Genomic DNA, 17522 nt, shown 5'->3' on the forward strand with positions numbered 1-17522 from the left:
ATGAATTATTATATCATAGTAATACCAGTATTGATTTCGTTTGTACTCAGCGTGCTGATGGGGCCGGTTGTGATTCCGTTTCTGCGCAGATTGAAGATGGGGCAGACAGAACGTGTAGAAGGTGTCCAATCGCATTTGAAGAAAGCCGGAACTCCTACAATGGGCGGTGTGATGATCTTGATCAGTGTACTTGTAACATCCCTGTTTTATGTGAAGGATTACCCGAAGATCATCCCGGTACTTTTTGTGACGGTCGGATTTGGTTTGATCGGATTTCTGGATGATTATCTGAAAGTTGTAATGAAACGCTCTGATGGACTATTTCCGATGCAGAAGATGGCGCTTCAGATCGTTGTTACGGCTGTGTTTGCATTTTACCTTGTGAAGTTTACAGATGTTTCGCTGACGATGCTGATTCCGTTTTCAGGAGGAAAATATCTGGATATTGGCTGGCTTGCGATCCCACTGCTGTTTATTGCGGTGATTGGTACTGTAAATGGTGTGAATTTCACAGACGGTCTGGATGGTCTGGCATCAAGTGTTACAGTTCTTGTAGCTACGTTTTTCACGGTCATTGCTGTTGGAACAAAGAGCGGACTGGAGCCGGTTACATGTGCGGTTGTCGGAGCGTTGCTTGGATTCTTATTGTTTAATGTTTATCCGGCAAAGGTATTCATGGGAGATACCGGTTCACTGGCGCTTGGAGGATTTGTTGCATCCACAGCGTATATGCTGCAGATGCCGATCTTCATTGTAATTGTGGGAATGATCTATTTTGTGGAAGTTCTTTCTGTTATGATCCAGGTTACATATTTTAAAAAGACCGGAGGAAAGCGTTTCTTTAAGATGGCACCGATCCATCATCATTTTGAATTATGCGGATGGTCAGAGACAAGAGTTGTTGCGGTATTTTCAATTATTACTGCAATTCTCTGTCTGATCGCGCTGTTGGCGTTATAGGAGGAAGAATCATGGATGTTAGAGGTCAGAATGTACTTGTATTCGGTTCCGGAAAGAGCGGGATCGGAGCATGCCGTCTGTTGGAACACCAGGGCGCTTCCGTCATTCTCTACGATGGAAATGCAGCGCTTTGTGCAGAGGAATTAAAAGAGAAAATAGGGTGTGACAGTATTGAAGTCATACTGGGAGAACTCCCGGAAGAAGTGATTGAGAAACTGACGCTGGCTGTACTAAGTCCGGGTGTGCCGACAGATATTGAACCGGTAAACCGCATGCGGGAAAAGGGCGTGAAGATCTGGGGAGAGATTGAACTTGCCTATACATATGGCAAGGGAGATGTACTTGCCATTACCGGTACAAATGGAAAGACGACAACAACGACATTGCTCGGAGAGATTATGAAAGCATGGAAAGAAAGTGTCTTTGTTGTTGGGAATATCGGAAATCCATATACAGAAGAAGTGGAGAAGATGACCGGGGAGAGCGTGACTGTTGCTGAGATTTCCAGTTTTCAGCTTGAGACAATTGAGAAATTCTGTCCGAAGATCAGTGCGATTCTGAATATTACACCGGATCATTTGAACCGGCATCATACAATGGAGGCTTACATTGAAGCAAAGAAAGCCATTGCAAAGAATCAGGGTGCAGAAGAATACTGTGTGCTTAACTATGAGGATGAAGCGCTTCGCTCGTTTGGAGAAGAGATTCAGACAAATGTATTTTATTTTAGCAGCAGAAGAACACTGTCAAGAGGAATTTATCTGGAAAATGGCAATATGATATATAGAGACGGCGAACAGGTGACTCTCTGCCATGTAGAGGAACTGAAACTTCTCGGTGTGCATAATTATGAGAATGTAATGGCAGCAGCAGCTATGGCACTGCTTTATAAAGTACCGGTGGAAGTGGTTCGAGAAGTGATTTTAAAGTTTACCGGAGTAGAGCATCGGATTGAGTTTGTTGCAGAGAAACATGGAGTTTTCTATTACAATGATTCTAAAGGAACAAATCCGGATGCAGCAATCCGTGGGATACGGGCGATGAACCGTCCAACGTGTCTGATCGGCGGAGGATATGATAAGGAATCGGAGTACGATGAATGGATTCAGGCATTTGACGGAAAAGTAAAAAAATTTGTTCTGATTGGTAAAACAAGAGAAAAGATAGCTGCCTGTGCCAGAAAATACGGATTTCCGGAAGAGGATATTCTTATGGCAGACACTTTTGAAGAGGCAGTGGCATTCTGTACGGCGAATGCACAACCGGGAGACGCAGTGCTTTTATCACCGGCATGCGCAAGCTGGGGAATGTTCAAAAATTATGAAGAACGTGGAGATAAATTCAAAGAACTTGTAAATGCATTATAGGGAGTGATGAACGATTGCCGCGTTCCGATAAAAAGAAAACATACGATACAACACTGCTTGTAATTGTATTTCTGCTGGCGGGGATAGGACTTTTAATCCTTTACAGCACAAGTGCATATAACGGGCGTGTGAAATTCCATGATTCTTTTTACTATTTGAAAAAACAGGCTTTTGCCACACTACTTGGATTTGGGATGATGTTTCTTACCGCGAAGATTGATTATCATATATGGCGGCCGTTGGCGCTGCCGGGATATCTGCTTGCGATTGCGTTGTCTACAGCCGTATTGTTTGTGGGAGAAGAGATTAATGGGTCCAAAAGATGGTTATCTTTGGGCCCTTTGTCATTTCAGCCGTCTGAATATGCAAAGGTAGCGCTGATTCTCTATCTGGCCTGTATCGTTGTACAAAATGTAAAAAAGATTGACCGGATCGGGACGTTGATCCGGATTATGCTTCTGGTGCTTCCGATCGTAGGACTTGTAGGCTCTAATAACTTGAGTACGGCAATTATTATTCTTGGGATTGCGGTTATTTTGATTTTCATCGCAAGTCCGAAATACGGACAGTTTATATGGATGGGGGCAGCCGGAGCAGGATTTCTTGGGATTTTTCTTGCGCTGGAGAGCTATCGTCTGGAACGGATTGCAATCTGGAGGCATCCTGAACTTTATGAAAAAGGGTATCAGACATTGCAAGGGCTTTATGCCATTGGCTCCGGAGGGCTGTTCGGCGTGGGACTTGGGAAAAGTATTCAGAAACTCGGGTTTGTACCGGAAGCGCAAAATGATATGATTTTTTCTATTATCTGTGAAGAACTTGGTCTTGTCGGGGCGAGTACGATCATTATTTTGTTTCTTATATTAATCTGGCGTTTCTTCGTAATTGCGACAAAGGCAAAGGATCTCTTTGGGGCGCTGATTGCATCAGGAGCTATGGCGCATATGATGATTCAGGTCATTTTAAATATTGCGGTCGTTACCAATAGTATTCCAAATACCGGGATCACACTTCCGTTTATTAGTTATGGAGGAACTTCTGTCATGTTTCTTCTGATTGAGATGGGGCTTGTATTGAGTGTTTCAGCCACAATCACATAGAGGATAAAAGACATAAGAGATGAGTTGTGAAGCCGGCTTCCTTGTGGTTGGAAAAGTTTGTTGGAAGTTTTGCGGGAAAAAGGGGTTGGCGAAGAATCGGAAGTCTGATAGAATAAAAAGGATACCAGAAGAAACAGCAATGCGAGGAGGATCTGTTATGGAAGGAGAAAAACGAAGGATAAAAGGAAAAATCGTGCGTCAGATCTATGCAGTTCTGATTATACTTCTAGGCCTTCTGATTCTGGGAATGAGTGTTGTGATTTTATTTCACACAAAAGAGATTGAGGTTGGCGGATTGGAATATGCTTCCGACACGGAAGTCATAGAATGGGTAAAGCAGGATGAGATGTCTGCAAATACACTTTATCTGCTTTGGAAATATCGCATGCAGAAACCGGAGCTCCTTCCGTTTATAGATGAGGTAAAGGTTACGTTAAAGTCTCCCTGGTCAGTCAAGATAAATGTTACGGAGAAAAAAATTGTCGGATATATTGCAGCGGAGGAAGGCTATTATTATTTTGACAAGGAGGGACTTGTTGTATTCCAAAATGAAGTACCATTGGAAGAGGTTCCGTGTATTGAAGGAATGGAAGTGGAAGAGAAAAAGCTGTACCATCAATTAAAGACTGCAGACAATAAGGTGTTTGCACATATTCTTGATGTAACACAGCTTTTGAAAAAGGAAGAATTAAAACCGGACAGAATTTTAAGTGACGGAAAGAATGTAACGCTGTATTTTGGCGCAATTTGTGTGGAGCTTGGTTCAGGAGGTTATGCCAATAAAGTTGTACAGCTTCCGGCAGTGCTTGGGAAGCTGGAAGGTCAGACCGGAATTCTGCAGATGAAGTATTATAATGCAGACAGTAAATATATTAGTTTCCGCCGGACGGATCCGGAAGCGGAGGCGGCAAAAGCGGAAGCAGAAGCTGCAGCAGCAGAGGCAGCCCGGCAGGAAGCTGAAAATCAGGAAGAAGGAGCCGGGGATGCGCAAGAGAACGCAGAAGAAGACGGCATGACAGATGACGGCATGGGAGATAATATCGACAGCAGCGATACATCCGGGGAGGACTACGGAAGCGATTCCGGAAGTGACTCGGGAGAAGATTCTTATGAGGGAGAAGATTATTAAATTCCAAAGAAAAAGAAATGCATTTTAAGAAACAAAAAATATTCCCGTAAAAAGCATAAAAATTTAGAAAAATAGAAAAAATGCTATTGATTATTTTCCAGAAAACTTATATTATATAACTATGTGGACATTGCACTATTAAAATAAGAAAAGGCAGCAAGGGAAGTATAAAGATAAAAGGTGACAAAGGAGGAGAAACTCTTGTTAGAAATTAAGACAAATGAATCAGAAGCAGCAGCAAGAATTATAGTGGTTGGTGTCGGTGGAGGCGGAAATAACGCAGTCAACCGAATGATAGATGAACAGATCGTTGGTGTTGAATTTATCGCGATCAACACAGATAAACAGGCACTTCAGTTATGTAAGGCTCCGACATTAATGCAGATTGGAGACAAGCTTACAAAAGGACTTGGTGCAGGAGCAAAACCGGAGATCGGTGAGAAAGCAGCAGAAGAAAGTGCAGAAGAAATCCAGGCAGCATTAAAAGGCGCAGACATGGTATTCGTTACATGTGGTATGGGCGGCGGAACAGGAACAGGTGCAACTCCTGTTGTTGCGAAGATCGCAAAAGACATGGGTGCTTTGACTGTAGGTGTTGTTACAAAACCATTCCACTTTGAGTCTAAGACTCGTATGAACAATGCGTTATCAGGAATTGAGAAATTAAAAGAAAATGTAGATACATTAATCGTCATCCCGAATGACAAGCTTCTTGAGATCGTTGACAGAAGAACAACAATGCCGGAAGCTTTAAAGAAAGCGGATGAAGTACTTCAGCAGGGTATTCAGGGAATCACAGACCTGATCAATGTACCGTCTCTGATCAACCTTGACTTTGCCGATGTTCAGACAGTTATGACAGACAAAGGTATTGCTCATATCGGTATCGGTTATGGTAAGGGTGATGAGAAAGCATTGGATGCAGTAAAAGAGGCTGTAGCAAGTCCATTGCTTGAGACAACGATTGCAGGTGCTTCTCATGTTATCATCAATATTTCCGGAGATATTTCTCTTATGGATGCAAGTGATGCAGCAGAATATGTTCAGGATCTTGCAGGAGAAGAGGCAAATATCATCTTTGGTGCGATGTATGATGATTCTAAGACAGATGAAGCAATCATTACAGTTATCGCTACAGGTCTTCATACAACCGGAGGCGCAGCAGCAAAATTGAAATCAAGACTGGAAGGACAGCGTCAGGCATCCGTATTTGGCGGACAGCAGGCTCCTCACCAGGGAACACAGAGAGGTCTTGATTACAGCATGGCACCGGGACAGTATGCGACACCGCATTACACACCGGGACAGTATTCTCAGAGAACATCTGATCAGGCTCCTTCTTTCAATCAGCCAAAGGCTCCGCAGGGAAGCAGAGTGAAAGAACAGTCCATTAAGATTCCGGATTTCTTTAAGAGATAAGAAATGTTATAAAAGAATCAGAACATAATCAGAAGAGTCATTGTGACAGGCAGAACAATTGCCGTCCGATGACTCTTTTTTTGGTTACATAGAAAATCTCTTTGGAATCCTATGTAATCGAAAACACATTTCCTGTAAAAAGGAGCAGATAGCAGTTCCTGTCGAAAGATTTCCGGTTTTTCTTACTGCATCTGACAAAATTCTAAAACATTTTATTCTATAATAAACGTTGCTTGCATACCAAATCGATTTTGTATCAAAAGAAGAAAGAGGGCGGAACATGTATTATGAATTGTATATAGATGTCTTGTTTCTCGTAAATTTTATGATGGATTATCTGCTTTTACTGGCAGTAAGCAGAATCCTCACATGTACTGCCACACATGTGTCAATCTTTGCGGGAGCATTTATGGGAGCAATATCTACCTGTGCGGTTATCTGCATACCGGGGCATCATTTTCTGATGAAATTCATTTTGTTCCATATTGTCATAAATACTATTATGATTCGAGCAGGACTTAAAATCAAGGAAAGAAAAAAGTTTCTTCAAGCGTATTTACTCCTTTACATATGCGCTTTTTTTCTGGGAGGTGCGATGCAGTTTCTCGGGAGTCATGTGAAAACAGCGGGGCTTTTTGTGCTGATTGCTGCAATCAGTTATGAAGTGATGCAGGGAGCTTTCTGGATGCTGGCACAACTGCGGAGTATTCAGAATTACAGATGCAAAGTGACGGTGTATTTGAATGGAATTTCCCATACCGTAGAAGCGCTGATTGATACTGGAAATCAGCTCTGTGATCCGATTACAAAAGTACCGGTTCATGTACTGGGTGCAGAGGTACTGCCAAAGGAGTGGAAGAGACAGAAGGTGCAGGGAATTCGCATGATTCCATTTCATTCTGTTGGAAAGAGTGAAGGAATGATTCCGGCGATTTTTGCAGAAAAGATGGTTGTAGAATCGGGAAAAGAGAGTATCTGTATTGAGAAACCTTTAATTGGAATCTGCCAGGAAAAAGCGGTTTTTCAGGGGAGCTGCCAGATGATTTTAAATCCTGATATATTTTAGGAGGGATAGGAAAATGGTCATTAAAGTTGCCGTACCACACCAGTTTAAATTTAAAGTGATTCCAAATCTTCGGACATTGCTGTTTCAGAAAGAACAGGAAGTACATTATATCGGCGGTTCGGAGGTGCTTCCGGCGCCGCTGGAGGCAGAAAAAGAAAATGAAGCAATCAGGAATCTTGGATCGGAATACGATGAAGAGGCAAAAAAGCTTCTGATTGAACATAATCTTCGGTTAGTTGTTTATATTGCAAAAAAATTTGACAATACGGGAGTAGGAGTGGAAGATCTGATCTCGATTGGAACCATTGGGCTGATCAAAGCAATCAATACATTTAATCCTTGTAAAAATATTAAATTGGCTACATATGCTTCCCGCTGTATTGAAAATGAGATTCTCATGTATCTGCGCAGAAACAGTAAGACAAAAATGGAAGTCTCGATAGATGAGCCGCTTAATGTGGACTGGGACGGAAATGAACTGCTGCTGTCGGATATTTTAGGTACAGAGGAAGATACGATCTACAAGGATATGGAGACAGAAGCAGAGAGGAAAGTGCTGATCCGGGCGATTGGAAAGCTGTCTGACCGTGAGCGTACGATTGTGATGATGAGATTTGGGCTGAATGAACCGGATGGGAAAGAAAAGACACAGAAAGAAGTTGCAGATCTTCTTGGAATCTCTCAGTCTTATATATCCAGACTGGAGAAAAAAATCATGCAGCGGCTTCGAAGAGAAATTGTCAGATATGAATAAAAATATGTTAAAAAATATTATATTTTTGTAAAATATAAAAAAATAGTCAGATTTATGATATAATATTGGAAGATAAATGCTTTTGACATAATATTATGACTGACAAAGGGGGTTGAACTTATGAAATTAACATTCATAGGAGCAGCGCATGAGGTGACAGGAAGCTGTCATTTACTGGAAACGAACGGGAAACACATTTTGATTGACTGTGGTATGGAGCAGGGGCCGGATTTGTATGAGAATCAGGAACTGCCGGTAACAGCAGGGGAAATCGATTATGTACTTTTAACACATGCACATATTGATCATTCAGGTTTGCTCCCTTTGCTTTATAAAAATGGATTTACAGGACAGATTGTTACCACATTTGCTACAGCAGATCTTTGTAACATTATGCTTCGTGACAGTGCCCATATTCAGGAATTCGAGGCTGAGTGGCGTAACCGTAAGGCAAGGCGTTCCGGAGCAGAATTATATGAGCCATTGTACAAGATGCAGGATGCTTTGGGGGCAATCGAACATCTTGCACCGTGCGGCTATAACCAGATCATAGATCTGTGTGATGGTGTCCGGGTAAGATTTACAGATATAGGACATTTGCTTGGATCGGCAAGTATTGAAATCTGGATCAAGGAAGCGGATGTGGAGAAGAAGATTGTCTTTTCCGGTGATGTAGGTAATGTGAATCAGCCGATTATTAAAGATCCGACACCGGTAAGATCCGCAGACTATGTTGTGATTGAATCCACTTATGGCGACCGGACGCACGGAGATGAGATACCGGATTATGTGACAGAATTTACAAGAATCCTTCGGGAGACATTTCAAAAAGGCGGCAATGTTGTCGTACCTTCCTTTGCGGTTGGCCGTACGCAGGAACTGCTGTATTTCATTCGTGAGATCAAAGAGAAGAATCTGCTTCCGGAATTTCCGGGCTTTGAAGTGTATGTGGACAGCCCGCTTGCAATTGAAGCAACGCATGTATTTACAAAGAATATGAGGGAGTGCTTTGACGAAGATGCACTGGCTCTTGTGAATGCGGGAATCAACCCGCTGATCTTTCCGGGATTAAAGACAACGATTACAAGCGAAGAGTCAAAACAGATCAATGCAGACGAGCGGCCGAAAGTAATCATTTCCGCTTCAGGTATGTGTGAAGCAGGTCGGATTCGCCAGCATTTGAAACATAATCTCTGGAGAAAAGAGAATACGATTCTGTTCGTCGGATATCAGGCAGTAGGAACGCTTGGACGTAAGCTCCTTGAGGGAGCCCAGGTTGTGAAGCTCTTTGGAGAGACGATCGAGGTTCATGCGAGGATCGAATCTCTTCGCGGTATCAGTGGTCACGCAGATATGAATGGACTGCTTGGATGGCTTGATGGATTTGAAAAGAAACCGGAGCAGGTATTTGTAGTACATGGCGAGGATCAGGTTACAGATTCCTTTGCCCAGACGATTACGGACAGATTTGGGATTTCGGCATTTGCACCGTATTCCGGCGGAATGGTAGATCTCGCTTCCGGAAAGATTCTGACAGAAGGCGTAAAACAACCGAAGAAGAGTGTTGAGAAGCCGTCTACTGCAAGAGCACGCAGTGCATTTGAACGTGTCATTGCAGCTGCAAGACGCCTCATGAATGTTGTTTTGAAGAATGAGGGGCTTGCCAATAAAGATCTGGCGAAGTTTGAATCCCAGATTCATAATCTGGCTGATAAATGGGACAGAGATGATGTGGATCTGTAAAGAAATAAGATCAGAAGAGTTTGTCAAGGTCTATTAATTTTTATATTTTCCTTAGAATTGTATAGAAGCGCCGGTATAGGTGAAGAATCTTAGAAAGAAATCTTTCTAGGAGGATACTAGCATGGCGCTAAATAAAGTGGAAATATGCGGTGTCAATACGTCAAGTCTGCCGCTGCTAAAAGAGGAAGAAAAAGACGCTCTGTTTGAGCGGATCAAGGCAGGAGATGAAGCGGCAAAGGAAGAATATATCCGCGGGAATCTCAGACTGGTTCTGAGTGTAATTAAGCGTTTCTCCGGCAGCAACGAAAATGCGGACGATCTGTTTCAGATTGGATGTATTGGGCTGATTAAGGCAGTGAATAATTTTAATACAGAACTGGATGTAAAGTTTTCTACTTATGCGGTTCCAATGATTATCGGAGAGATTCGCAGATATATGAGAGACAATAATTCAATCCGTGTCAGCCGATCGCTCAGAGACACCGCTTATAAAGCAATTTATGCGAAAGAAAGTTATGTGAAAAGAAATTTAAAAGAGCCAACGATTCAGGAGATCGCAGAAGAGATTGGAATTTCAAAAGAAGATATCGTATTTGCGCTTGATGCGATCCAAAGTCCTGTCAGTCTGCAGGAGCCGGTATATAATGACAGCGGCGATGCAGTCTATGTGATGGATCAGATCAGTGATAAAAAGAACCGGGAGGAAAATTGGATAGAGGAGCTGTCTCTTCAGGCGGCAATGAACCATTTGAATCCGCGGGAGCGTTATATTATCGAGCTTCGCTTTTTCCATGGGAGAACGCAGATGGAAGTAGCGGAGGATATTCACATTTCCCAGGCGCAGGTCAGTCGTTTGGAAAAGAATGCGCTGAGAACAATGAAGCATTATTTAGAGTAGCCGAATTTGTAAGCACATACAGGAATAAAAAATGCAGCCCCTGCATATACTGTAATGTAAGGGGTTGATAGAAAGCATGTGTGCGGAAAAAAGAAAACGGTTCCTGAAAAAAGCGGGAATTGCAGCGATCATCTTATTGAGCATCATCGTGCAGACGGCAAGCTCGGCAATGTTTTAATGCCGGGGTTGCCGTTTTTCGTTGCAAGCAAAGCCTGAGCGTGTTATCATGTTTCCGAAAGGATGTGGCAGGAATGAATGTATGTATATTTGATCTGGACGGAACGCTGACAGATACACTGGAATCGCTTGTATATGCGACGAATCAGACGTTGGAAAACTTAGGACTGAATCCGATCACAGTGGAGCAATGCCGGACATTTGTGGGAAACGGTGCGAGAAAATTAGTGATGGCTGCACTGGAAGCAGGAGGAGACAGAGAACTTACACATATGGAAGAAGCAATGGAATTGTATCTAAAGATATTTTCTGAGAACTGTCTTTATCATGTGAAGCCGTATGAAGGAATTTTAGAATTACTAAAAGATCTGCAGGAGAGAGGAATACGTCTTGCGGTACATTCGAATAAACCGCATGAACAGGCGGTAGATGTCGTGAGAAATATTTTCGGAGACGGGATTTTTGATGTTGTACAGGGACAGGAGGAAGGTCTTGCGCGAAAACCTGATCCGGCCGGAGTTGTACGGATTGCCGGACAGATGGACGTGGATATCAAGGAATGTATTTACATTGGAGATTCGGAAGTAGACATTCAGACCGGGGCAAATGCAGGCATTCCGGCAGTCGGAGCAGCCTGGGGATTTCGCGGCAGAACGCTTCTTTCTGAGGCGGGAGCAAAAATAATAATTGACAGACCGGAAGAATTGCTGCATTATGTTTAATATAGGACATATGAGGAGGAGAGACAATGTACGAATATGATGAAGAATGTTTAAGAGTATTCTTAAAGAAACAGGCACAGTTATTTGATGAACCGGTGGCAGAGACACTTGAGGAAGCAGAAGCGTTTCTGGAAGATTGTATGGCTGTTGTCGTAGATTCCGTGAAGGAAGTGAAAGAATACCTTGATGAAGCAGGAATGGATGTGGATGGTATGAGTGATGAAGAGATCGAAGAAGCATCCGAAGTATTCGCATTATCTGACGGACGTTATCTGATCGTAGAAGGATAACAGAGGAATCCAGAAGGTCCGGATTCGGACGACAGGAAAGAAGCCACAGTTTTATGACGCTGTGGCTTTTTTCAATGCTGTCTCGATGGCATCTAAAATGATGCGGGAAGTATACGGATTATCTTCAGAACAGGAAATGTCTTCAAGGGATTGTTTCTCGCAGATTTGTTCTGCAATTTCTTCAATAGTTGGCTGGATAAGAGGAAACATAGTAGTGACAGCTTCACTCAGATTGACAAAGCGAATGGAGTTGATTTTGTTTTTATCAACAGTAACTTCTACTTCCAGTTCCATATTGTTTAAAGTAATCCCCGAAGTATACACACCTGGCACATAGGAGGCGCTTTTGGAGGCGTCTTTTTTGTGACCGGAACCGAACATAAAGAAGAGAAAAAGGATGAGAAGAATTGTCAGAACAGCGAAAATGACAGTGTAGATAATTTCCTTCATATGAAGTACAACGATTTTAGTTTTTGAATTCATACAGGCCTCCTGATTCATGAAAAATTCTGATGTTGTTTTTAATAATATATGAGACAGCGCAGAAAAGTATTCATAATCATGGGCTTAGGAATAGATTAAGAAAAGAGAGGAAGATAGAAGATGTTTATTATTGTAGGACTTGGAAACCCGGGAAAAGAATATGAAGGTACAAGACATAATGCGGGATTTGATGTCATAGACAGACTGGCAGATCAATATCATATTTCTGTAGAGGAGCGCAAGCACAGAGCTTTCTGCGGGAAGGGCGTGATCGGAGGACAGAAGGTAGTTCTTGTGAAGCCACAGACATACATGAATCTTAGTGGGGAGAGTGTAAGGAGTATTGTAGATTACTATAAGATTGATGAAGAAAGTGAGCTGCTTGTAATCTTTGATGATATCAGTCTTGATGTAGGACAGATCCGTATCCGGAAAAAAGGAAGTGCGGGAGGGCATAATGGGATTAAAAATATTATTGCTCAGCTTGGGACAACGGAGTTTCAGCGAATTAAGGTCGGAGTTGGTGAGAAGCCAAAACACTATGATCTGGCAGATTATGTGCTTGGACATTTTTCCAAAGGAGAACGGGAAATTATGGAAGAGGGCTATGAAAGAGCAGTAAAAGCAGCAGAACTGATTGTAGCCGGAGCAATTGAAGAAGCAATGAATGAATATAACAAAAAAGTTGTTGTAAAGGAGTCTTAAGATGAAGGCTTTTGTAGAGCCGCTCTATGAGCTGGCAGAATTTGAGGAAATCAGAAAAAAGAGTAAGACAGGCGGTGGAATGCTGCTTCTCTCAGGTTGTGTTACTTCTCAGAAGACACATATGATGTATGCGCTGAGTGAAGGATTCCGACACAAATTAATCATCTGTGCCAGTGAATCTAAGGCGAAGGAGATGTTTGAGGAGTATCGGTTTCTTGATTCAGACATTTACTATTATCCGGCAAAGGATCTTCTCTTTTATCAGGCAGATATCCGGGGAAAAGAACTGATCCGGGAGAGAATGGAAGTGCTTCAGGCATGGATGGAGGAGGAACAGCTGACGGTTGTTACAAGCTTTGACGGTTTTATGGATTCTCTGATCCCACCGGAAGAGATGAAGAAGCGAGTGATTCGGATTGGGGCAGCAGATGAACTGGATCTTCAGAGTATGGAAGAGTGTCTTGTAAAATTCGGATATGACAGGGAAGTACAGATTGAGGCGCCGGGACAGTTTGCAGTGCGCGGAGGGATTCTTGATATTTATCCATTGACGGAGGAAGTACCAATCCGTATTGAACTGTGGGGAGATGAAGTGGATTCCATCCGTACTTTTGATGTGGAAAGCCAGCGTTCTATTGAGAATCTGGAAGAGGTTCTGATCTATCCGGCAACAGAGTTTCCGGAAGAAGAGGCAAAAAGAAAGTCATTTCTTGAGTATTTTGATGCGAAAGATACGATTTTGTTTCTTGATGAGCCGTCGAGATTGCTGGAAAAGGGCAATGCGGTAGAGGAAGAGTTTGTTCAGGCGCAGACCAATCGATTTGAGAGTGGCTATCATGTATCAGAGGAAGAAATGAAACTCTTTTCGGTAAAAGAGATTGTAAAGAAGATGAACGGATTTTCCATGATAGGATTCTCTATGTTAGATACGAGAAATCCGGAATTTCAGCTCAAAGACAGTTATCTGCTGACAGCAAAGGGGGTAAATCCCTATAACAATAGTTTTGAGACGTTGACAAGAGATCTGAAGCGGCTGAAACGAAGCGGCTACCGGGTAATTCTTCTGTCAGGTTCCAGGACGAGGGCAAAACGTCTTGCGGAGGATCTGAGAGACTATGATCTGAGCAGTTTCTACAGTGAAGATCAGGAACGGGCAGTAGGAGCGGGAGAGATTATGGTGTCTTATGGCCATGTGACGGAAGGATATGAGTATCCGATGCTGAAATTCATGGTCATTTCAGAGACGGACATTTTCGGAAAAAAGAAAAAGAAACGGAAACGTAAGACGTATGACGGACAGCGGATACAGAGCTTCTCAGAATTGAAGATTGGAGACTATGTGGTACATGAAACACATGGACTCGGAATTTATCAGGGAATTGAGAAGATGGAAGTGGACCGGGTAGCAAAAGACTATATTAAAATTGCTTATGCGGCAGGAGGAAATCTCTACATTCCTGCAACGCAGCTTGATCTGATCCAGAAATATGCCAGTGCGGATGCAAAGACGCCGAAGTTAAATAAGCTTGGCGGAACGGAGTGGAAAAAGACAAAAGCCCGTGTGCGTAGCGCCGTGCGGGATATTGCGAAAGACCTGGTAGCGCTTTATGCTGCAAGACAAAAAGAGCAGGGATTCCAGTATGGGCCGGATACGATCTGGCAGCAGGAATTTGAGGAAATGTTCCCGTTTGAGGAGACAGATGACCAGCTGGCAGCGATTGCGGCTACGAAGGAAGATATGGAAAGTACGAAGATTATGGACCGCCTTGTCTGCGGAGATGTGGGATACGGAAAGACGGAGATTGCGATCCGGGCAGCATTTAAAGCAGTGCAGGAAAGTAAACAGGTTGTATATCTTGTTCCGACAACGATTCTGGCTCAGCAGCATTATAATACATTTTTACAGAGAATGAAGGAATTTCCGGTGCGGGTGGATCTGCTCTGCCGTTTCCGAACAAGCGCCCAGCAGAAAAAAACGATAGAGGATACGAAAAAAGGACTGGTAGATATTTTGATCGGAACACACCGGCTTCTGAGCGATGATATTGTGTATAAAGATCTGGGGCTGCTAATTATTGATGAGGAGCAGCGGTTCGGGGTACAGCATAAGGAAAAGATCAAAAAATTAAAAGAAAACGTAGACGTACTGACATTGACAGCGACACCAATCCCGCGGACGCTTCACATGAGTCTGATCGGAATTAGAGATATGAGTGTTCTGGAAGAAGCGCCAATGGACCGTATGCCGATTCAGACGTATGTGATGGAATATAGTGATGAGATGGTGCGGGAGGCGATTGAACGTGAGATTTCCAGAGGAGGACAGGTATATTATGTGTACAATCGCGTCAACGATATTGAAGAAATCACAGATCGGATCAGGAAACTTGTTCCGGATGCAGTCGTAGAATATGCCCACGGGCAGATGCGGGAACATCAATTAGAAAAAATTATGTTTGAATTTATTAATGGTGAGATTGATGTGCTCATTTCCACAACAATCATTGAAACCGGACTTGACATTTCCAATGCCAATACAATGATTATTCACGATGCAGATCGCTTCGGTCTGTCGCAGCTTTATCAGCTTCGCGGCAGGGTGGGACGTTCTAACAGGATGGCGTATGCATTTCTTCTCTATAAACGTGATAAGCTGCTGAAAGAAGTGGCAGAGAAAAGACTGGCGGCGATCCGTGAGTTTACCGATCTTGGTTCCGGTTTTAAGATCGCAATGCGTGATCTGGAGATCAGAGGCGCAGGAAATCTGCTTGGAGCGGAACAGCATGGACATATGGAAGCAGTGGGATATGATCTGTACTGTAAGATGCTGAATGAGGCGGTGAAACATCTAAAAGGAGAACGGGAAGAGGAAGAAGATTTTGTGACAACACTGGATCTGAATATCGATGCCTTCATTCCTTCGTCTTATATTGCAAATGAATATCAGAAGCTTGACATTTATAAGAGGATTGCAGCAATCGAATCAGAAGAAGAAATGGATGATATGATCGAGGAGCTAATTGACCGGTTTGGAGATATTCCGAGAAAGGTACAGAAACTTTTAAATGTGGCGCTGCTGAAATCTCTTGCCCACAGCGCTTATGTGGCAGCAGTAGAACAAAAGGGAGATGTATTTCAGTTTACAATGTACGAAAAAGCGAAAGTCAACGCACAGCAGATTCCGGTACTTCTGCAGAAATATAAAGGAGAGCTGCAGTTTAAGGTAGAGACGCCGCCATATTTTATTTATGAGAAGAAACGTAAGAATAAGGTGGAGAAAGATGAAGATATCCTTCAGCTTGTGAAACAGATTTTGACTGATATGAAAAGTCTTTCTTTTGGCTGGCAGAAACAATAATTTACAAAGACCGGATAAACATTTCCGGGGGATTGAAAACGTGAAAAATTTGTGATAAGCATTGATACTCATAAGAAAAAGGACTATAATAGGATAGTTACTAAGTATCAGGAGGAAGAAGATGAAAGGCTTAAAGAAAAGAGCAGCAGTACTTGCGGCAGCAGCAGCGCTGGCGATTTCAGGTGTTACTGGCTGCGGGACAGTGAATGCAGATAAAGTTATTGCAAAAGTAGACGATACAGAGATCACAACGGGACTTTTAAATTTCTATGTGCGCTATCAGCAGGGTGTTTATGAGACAAATTATGCACAGATGTTGGGCGGCATTGATGCGATGTGGTCTGCAGAAGTCGGTGAAGGGAAAACATATGAGCAGTCTATGAAAGAGACATCTGTAGAGCTGCTGAAACAGATGTGCGTTCTGGAAGATCATATGGACGAATACGAAATCACTCTGACAGAAGCAGAGAAGGAAAAGATTAAGAAATCTGCCGAAGAGTTTGTAAAAGCCAATAAGGAAGAAGATCTGGAGGCAGTTTCAGGAGATGAGGAGACAGTGGAACGTCTTCTTACACTTATGACAGAGCAGAAGAAGATGCATGATGCAATTACTGCAAAAGCAGATACGGAAGTTTCTGATGATGAGGCAAGACGCAAAGGAATGCAGTATGTACTTTTCTCTTTTACAAAGACGAAAGATGATGGAACAACTGAGACAATGACAGCGGAAGAGAAAAAGGATCTGAAGAAGGAAGCGGAAGCATTTGCAAAGAGTGTCAAAAATGAAAAAGATTTTGAGGCATTTGCAGAGAAAAACGGATATTCAGCGGTAGATTCTTCATTTGGAGAAGGTACGACAGCGCCGACAGAAGATATGGTAAAACAGCTGAATGAATTAAAAGTGGGCGGAACAACAGATGTATTTGAGTCAGACAATGGTTACTATGTTGGCCGTGTAACAAGTGAACTGGATCGGGACGCAACAGATCAGCGAAAAGAAACAATTGTACAGGAACGCAAGCAGGAGAAATTCAAAGAAGTATACGAAGGCTGGGAGAAAGAAGCTGACATTACAGAAGATAAGAAACTTTTGGAGAAGCTTGACTTTGAAAAGCAGGGAGTAACGCTTAAGACGGAAGAGGCGGATGCAGAAAATGCAGACGCAGACAGTGCAGATACCGGAAGCGCTGAGGAAAGTACAGACACGACAGAAGAATAGAAAACAAAACATGTTTATGAACGGGGGCTGTCGGTTAATACCGATTTTTAGCTTCTAAATCTTAAAATAAGAATCTCCTGTAGAAATCAGTGTTTTTATACCTGATTTTCTACAGGAGATTCTTATTTTTTT

The 17522-nt window shown here is 42.7% G+C and carries 15 protein-coding genes; 14 read left to right on the forward strand and 1 reads right to left on the reverse strand.

Annotated elements, in window-relative coordinates; all coding sequences use genetic code 11:
• The 11 genes from mraY to DWX73_RS06870 all read left to right on the forward strand — a co-directional run bounded on the left by mraY (position 1) and on the right by DWX73_RS06870 (position 11625).
• Positions 1 to 960, forward strand: coding sequence for a phospho-N-acetylmuramoyl-pentapeptide-transferase (mraY, locus tag DWX73_RS06820; RefSeq protein ID WP_118348097.1), 960 nt, complete (start codon positions 1 to 3; stop codon positions 958 to 960).
• Positions 961 to 971: 11 nt separating this feature from the next.
• Positions 972 to 2327, forward strand: a complete 1356-nt coding sequence (gene murD / locus DWX73_RS06825) for a UDP-N-acetylmuramoyl-L-alanine--D-glutamate ligase (RefSeq protein ID WP_118348099.1) — start codon at positions 972 to 974, stop codon at positions 2325 to 2327.
• A 14-nt stretch (positions 2328 to 2341) separates the two neighbouring features.
• Positions 2342 to 3427, forward strand: coding sequence for an FtsW/RodA/SpoVE family cell cycle protein (locus tag DWX73_RS06830; RefSeq protein WP_118348101.1), 1086 nt, complete (start codon positions 2342 to 2344; stop codon positions 3425 to 3427).
• Between the two features lie 157 nt (positions 3428 to 3584).
• Positions 3585 to 4556, forward strand: coding sequence for a cell division protein FtsQ/DivIB (locus DWX73_RS06835; protein ID WP_118348103.1), 972 nt, complete (start codon positions 3585 to 3587; stop codon positions 4554 to 4556).
• A gap of 201 nt (positions 4557 to 4757) precedes the next feature.
• A complete protein-coding gene (gene ftsZ / locus DWX73_RS06840; RefSeq protein WP_118348105.1) occupies positions 4758 to 5975 on the forward strand; it encodes a cell division protein FtsZ in 1218 nt (405 codons plus the stop codon).
• Between the two features lie 280 nt (positions 5976 to 6255).
• Entirely contained in the window at positions 6256 to 7041 is a 786-nt protein-coding gene (locus DWX73_RS06845; RefSeq protein ID WP_118348107.1) for a sigma-E processing peptidase SpoIIGA, read from the forward strand.
• 13 nt (positions 7042 to 7054) lie between these two features.
• Positions 7055 to 7795 carry an RNA polymerase sporulation sigma factor SigE gene (gene sigE, locus DWX73_RS06850; protein ID WP_118348109.1) on the forward strand — a complete coding sequence of 247 codons (741 nt, stop codon included), beginning with the start codon at positions 7055 to 7057 and terminating at the stop codon, positions 7793 to 7795.
• A gap of 120 nt (positions 7796 to 7915) precedes the next feature.
• Entirely contained in the window at positions 7916 to 9538 is a 1623-nt protein-coding gene (locus DWX73_RS06855; RefSeq protein ID WP_118348111.1) for an MBL fold metallo-hydrolase RNA specificity domain-containing protein, read from the forward strand.
• 121 nt (positions 9539 to 9659) lie between these two features.
• Entirely contained in the window at positions 9660 to 10436 is a 777-nt protein-coding gene (gene sigG / locus DWX73_RS06860; protein WP_118348113.1) for an RNA polymerase sporulation sigma factor SigG, read from the forward strand.
• A 251-nt stretch (positions 10437 to 10687) separates the two neighbouring features.
• A complete protein-coding gene (locus tag DWX73_RS06865) occupies positions 10688 to 11335 on the forward strand; it encodes an HAD family hydrolase (protein ID WP_118348115.1) in 648 nt (215 codons plus the stop codon).
• 26 nt (positions 11336 to 11361) lie between these two features.
• A complete protein-coding gene (locus tag DWX73_RS06870) occupies positions 11362 to 11625 on the forward strand; it encodes a glyoxalase (protein ID WP_118348117.1) in 264 nt (87 codons plus the stop codon).
• Between the two features lie 51 nt (positions 11626 to 11676).
• Here the strand turns inward: DWX73_RS06870 and DWX73_RS06875 are convergent, their stop codons facing one another.
• Complete coding sequence (locus tag DWX73_RS06875; RefSeq protein WP_118348120.1) at positions 11677 to 12108, reverse strand: hypothetical protein; 432 nt, start codon at positions 12106 to 12108, stop codon at positions 11677 to 11679.
• A gap of 120 nt (positions 12109 to 12228) precedes the next feature.
• On the opposite strand from DWX73_RS06875, the gene pth reads away from it, so the two are divergent.
• From pth to DWX73_RS06890, 3 genes are all read left to right on the forward strand, one after another.
• Entirely contained in the window at positions 12229 to 12813 is a 585-nt protein-coding gene (gene pth / locus DWX73_RS06880; protein ID WP_118348122.1) for an aminoacyl-tRNA hydrolase, read from the forward strand.
• A 1-nt stretch (position 12814) separates the two neighbouring features.
• Positions 12815 to 16171, forward strand: coding sequence for a transcription-repair coupling factor (gene mfd / locus DWX73_RS06885; RefSeq protein WP_118348124.1), 3357 nt, complete (start codon positions 12815 to 12817; stop codon positions 16169 to 16171).
• 121 nt (positions 16172 to 16292) lie between these two features.
• Positions 16293 to 17390, forward strand: coding sequence for a peptidylprolyl isomerase (locus tag DWX73_RS06890; RefSeq protein WP_118348126.1), 1098 nt, complete (start codon positions 16293 to 16295; stop codon positions 17388 to 17390).
• Positions 17391 to 17522: the final 132 nt, after the last annotated feature.

Origin of the sequence: Coprococcus sp. AF21-14LB, assembly GCF_003458885.1 — a bacterium.
In the GTDB taxonomy this organism is placed as follows: domain Bacteria; phylum Bacillota; class Clostridia; order Lachnospirales; family Lachnospiraceae; genus UBA9414.

Coding starts and splice junctions, on each gene's coding strand:
- mraY (WP_118348097.1), top strand. CDS start 1: ATGAATTATTATATCATAGTAATACCAGTATTGATTTCGTTTGTACTC.
- murD (WP_118348099.1), top strand. CDS start 972: ATGGATGTTAGAGGTCAGAATGTACTTGTATTCGGTTCCGGAAAGAGC.
- DWX73_RS06835 (WP_118348103.1), top strand. CDS start 3,585: ATGGAAGGAGAAAAACGAAGGATAAAAGGAAAAATCGTGCGTCAGATC.
- DWX73_RS06845 (WP_118348107.1), top strand. CDS start 6,256: ATGTATTATGAATTGTATATAGATGTCTTGTTTCTCGTAAATTTTATG.
- sigE (WP_118348109.1), top strand. CDS start 7,055: ATGGTCATTAAAGTTGCCGTACCACACCAGTTTAAATTTAAAGTGATT.
- DWX73_RS06855 (WP_118348111.1), top strand. CDS start 7,916: ATGAAATTAACATTCATAGGAGCAGCGCATGAGGTGACAGGAAGCTGT.
- sigG (WP_118348113.1), top strand. CDS start 9,660: ATGGCGCTAAATAAAGTGGAAATATGCGGTGTCAATACGTCAAGTCTG.
- DWX73_RS06865 (WP_118348115.1), top strand. CDS start 10,688: ATGAATGTATGTATATTTGATCTGGACGGAACGCTGACAGATACACTG.
- DWX73_RS06870 (WP_118348117.1), top strand. CDS start 11,362: ATGTACGAATATGATGAAGAATGTTTAAGAGTATTCTTAAAGAAACAG.
- DWX73_RS06875 (WP_118348120.1), bottom strand. CDS start 12,108: ATGAATTCAAAAACTAAAATCGTTGTACTTCATATGAAGGAAATTATC.
- pth (WP_118348122.1), top strand. CDS start 12,229: ATGTTTATTATTGTAGGACTTGGAAACCCGGGAAAAGAATATGAAGGT.
- mfd (WP_118348124.1), top strand. CDS start 12,815: ATGAAGGCTTTTGTAGAGCCGCTCTATGAGCTGGCAGAATTTGAGGAA.
- DWX73_RS06890 (WP_118348126.1), top strand. CDS start 16,293: ATGAAAGGCTTAAAGAAAAGAGCAGCAGTACTTGCGGCAGCAGCAGCG.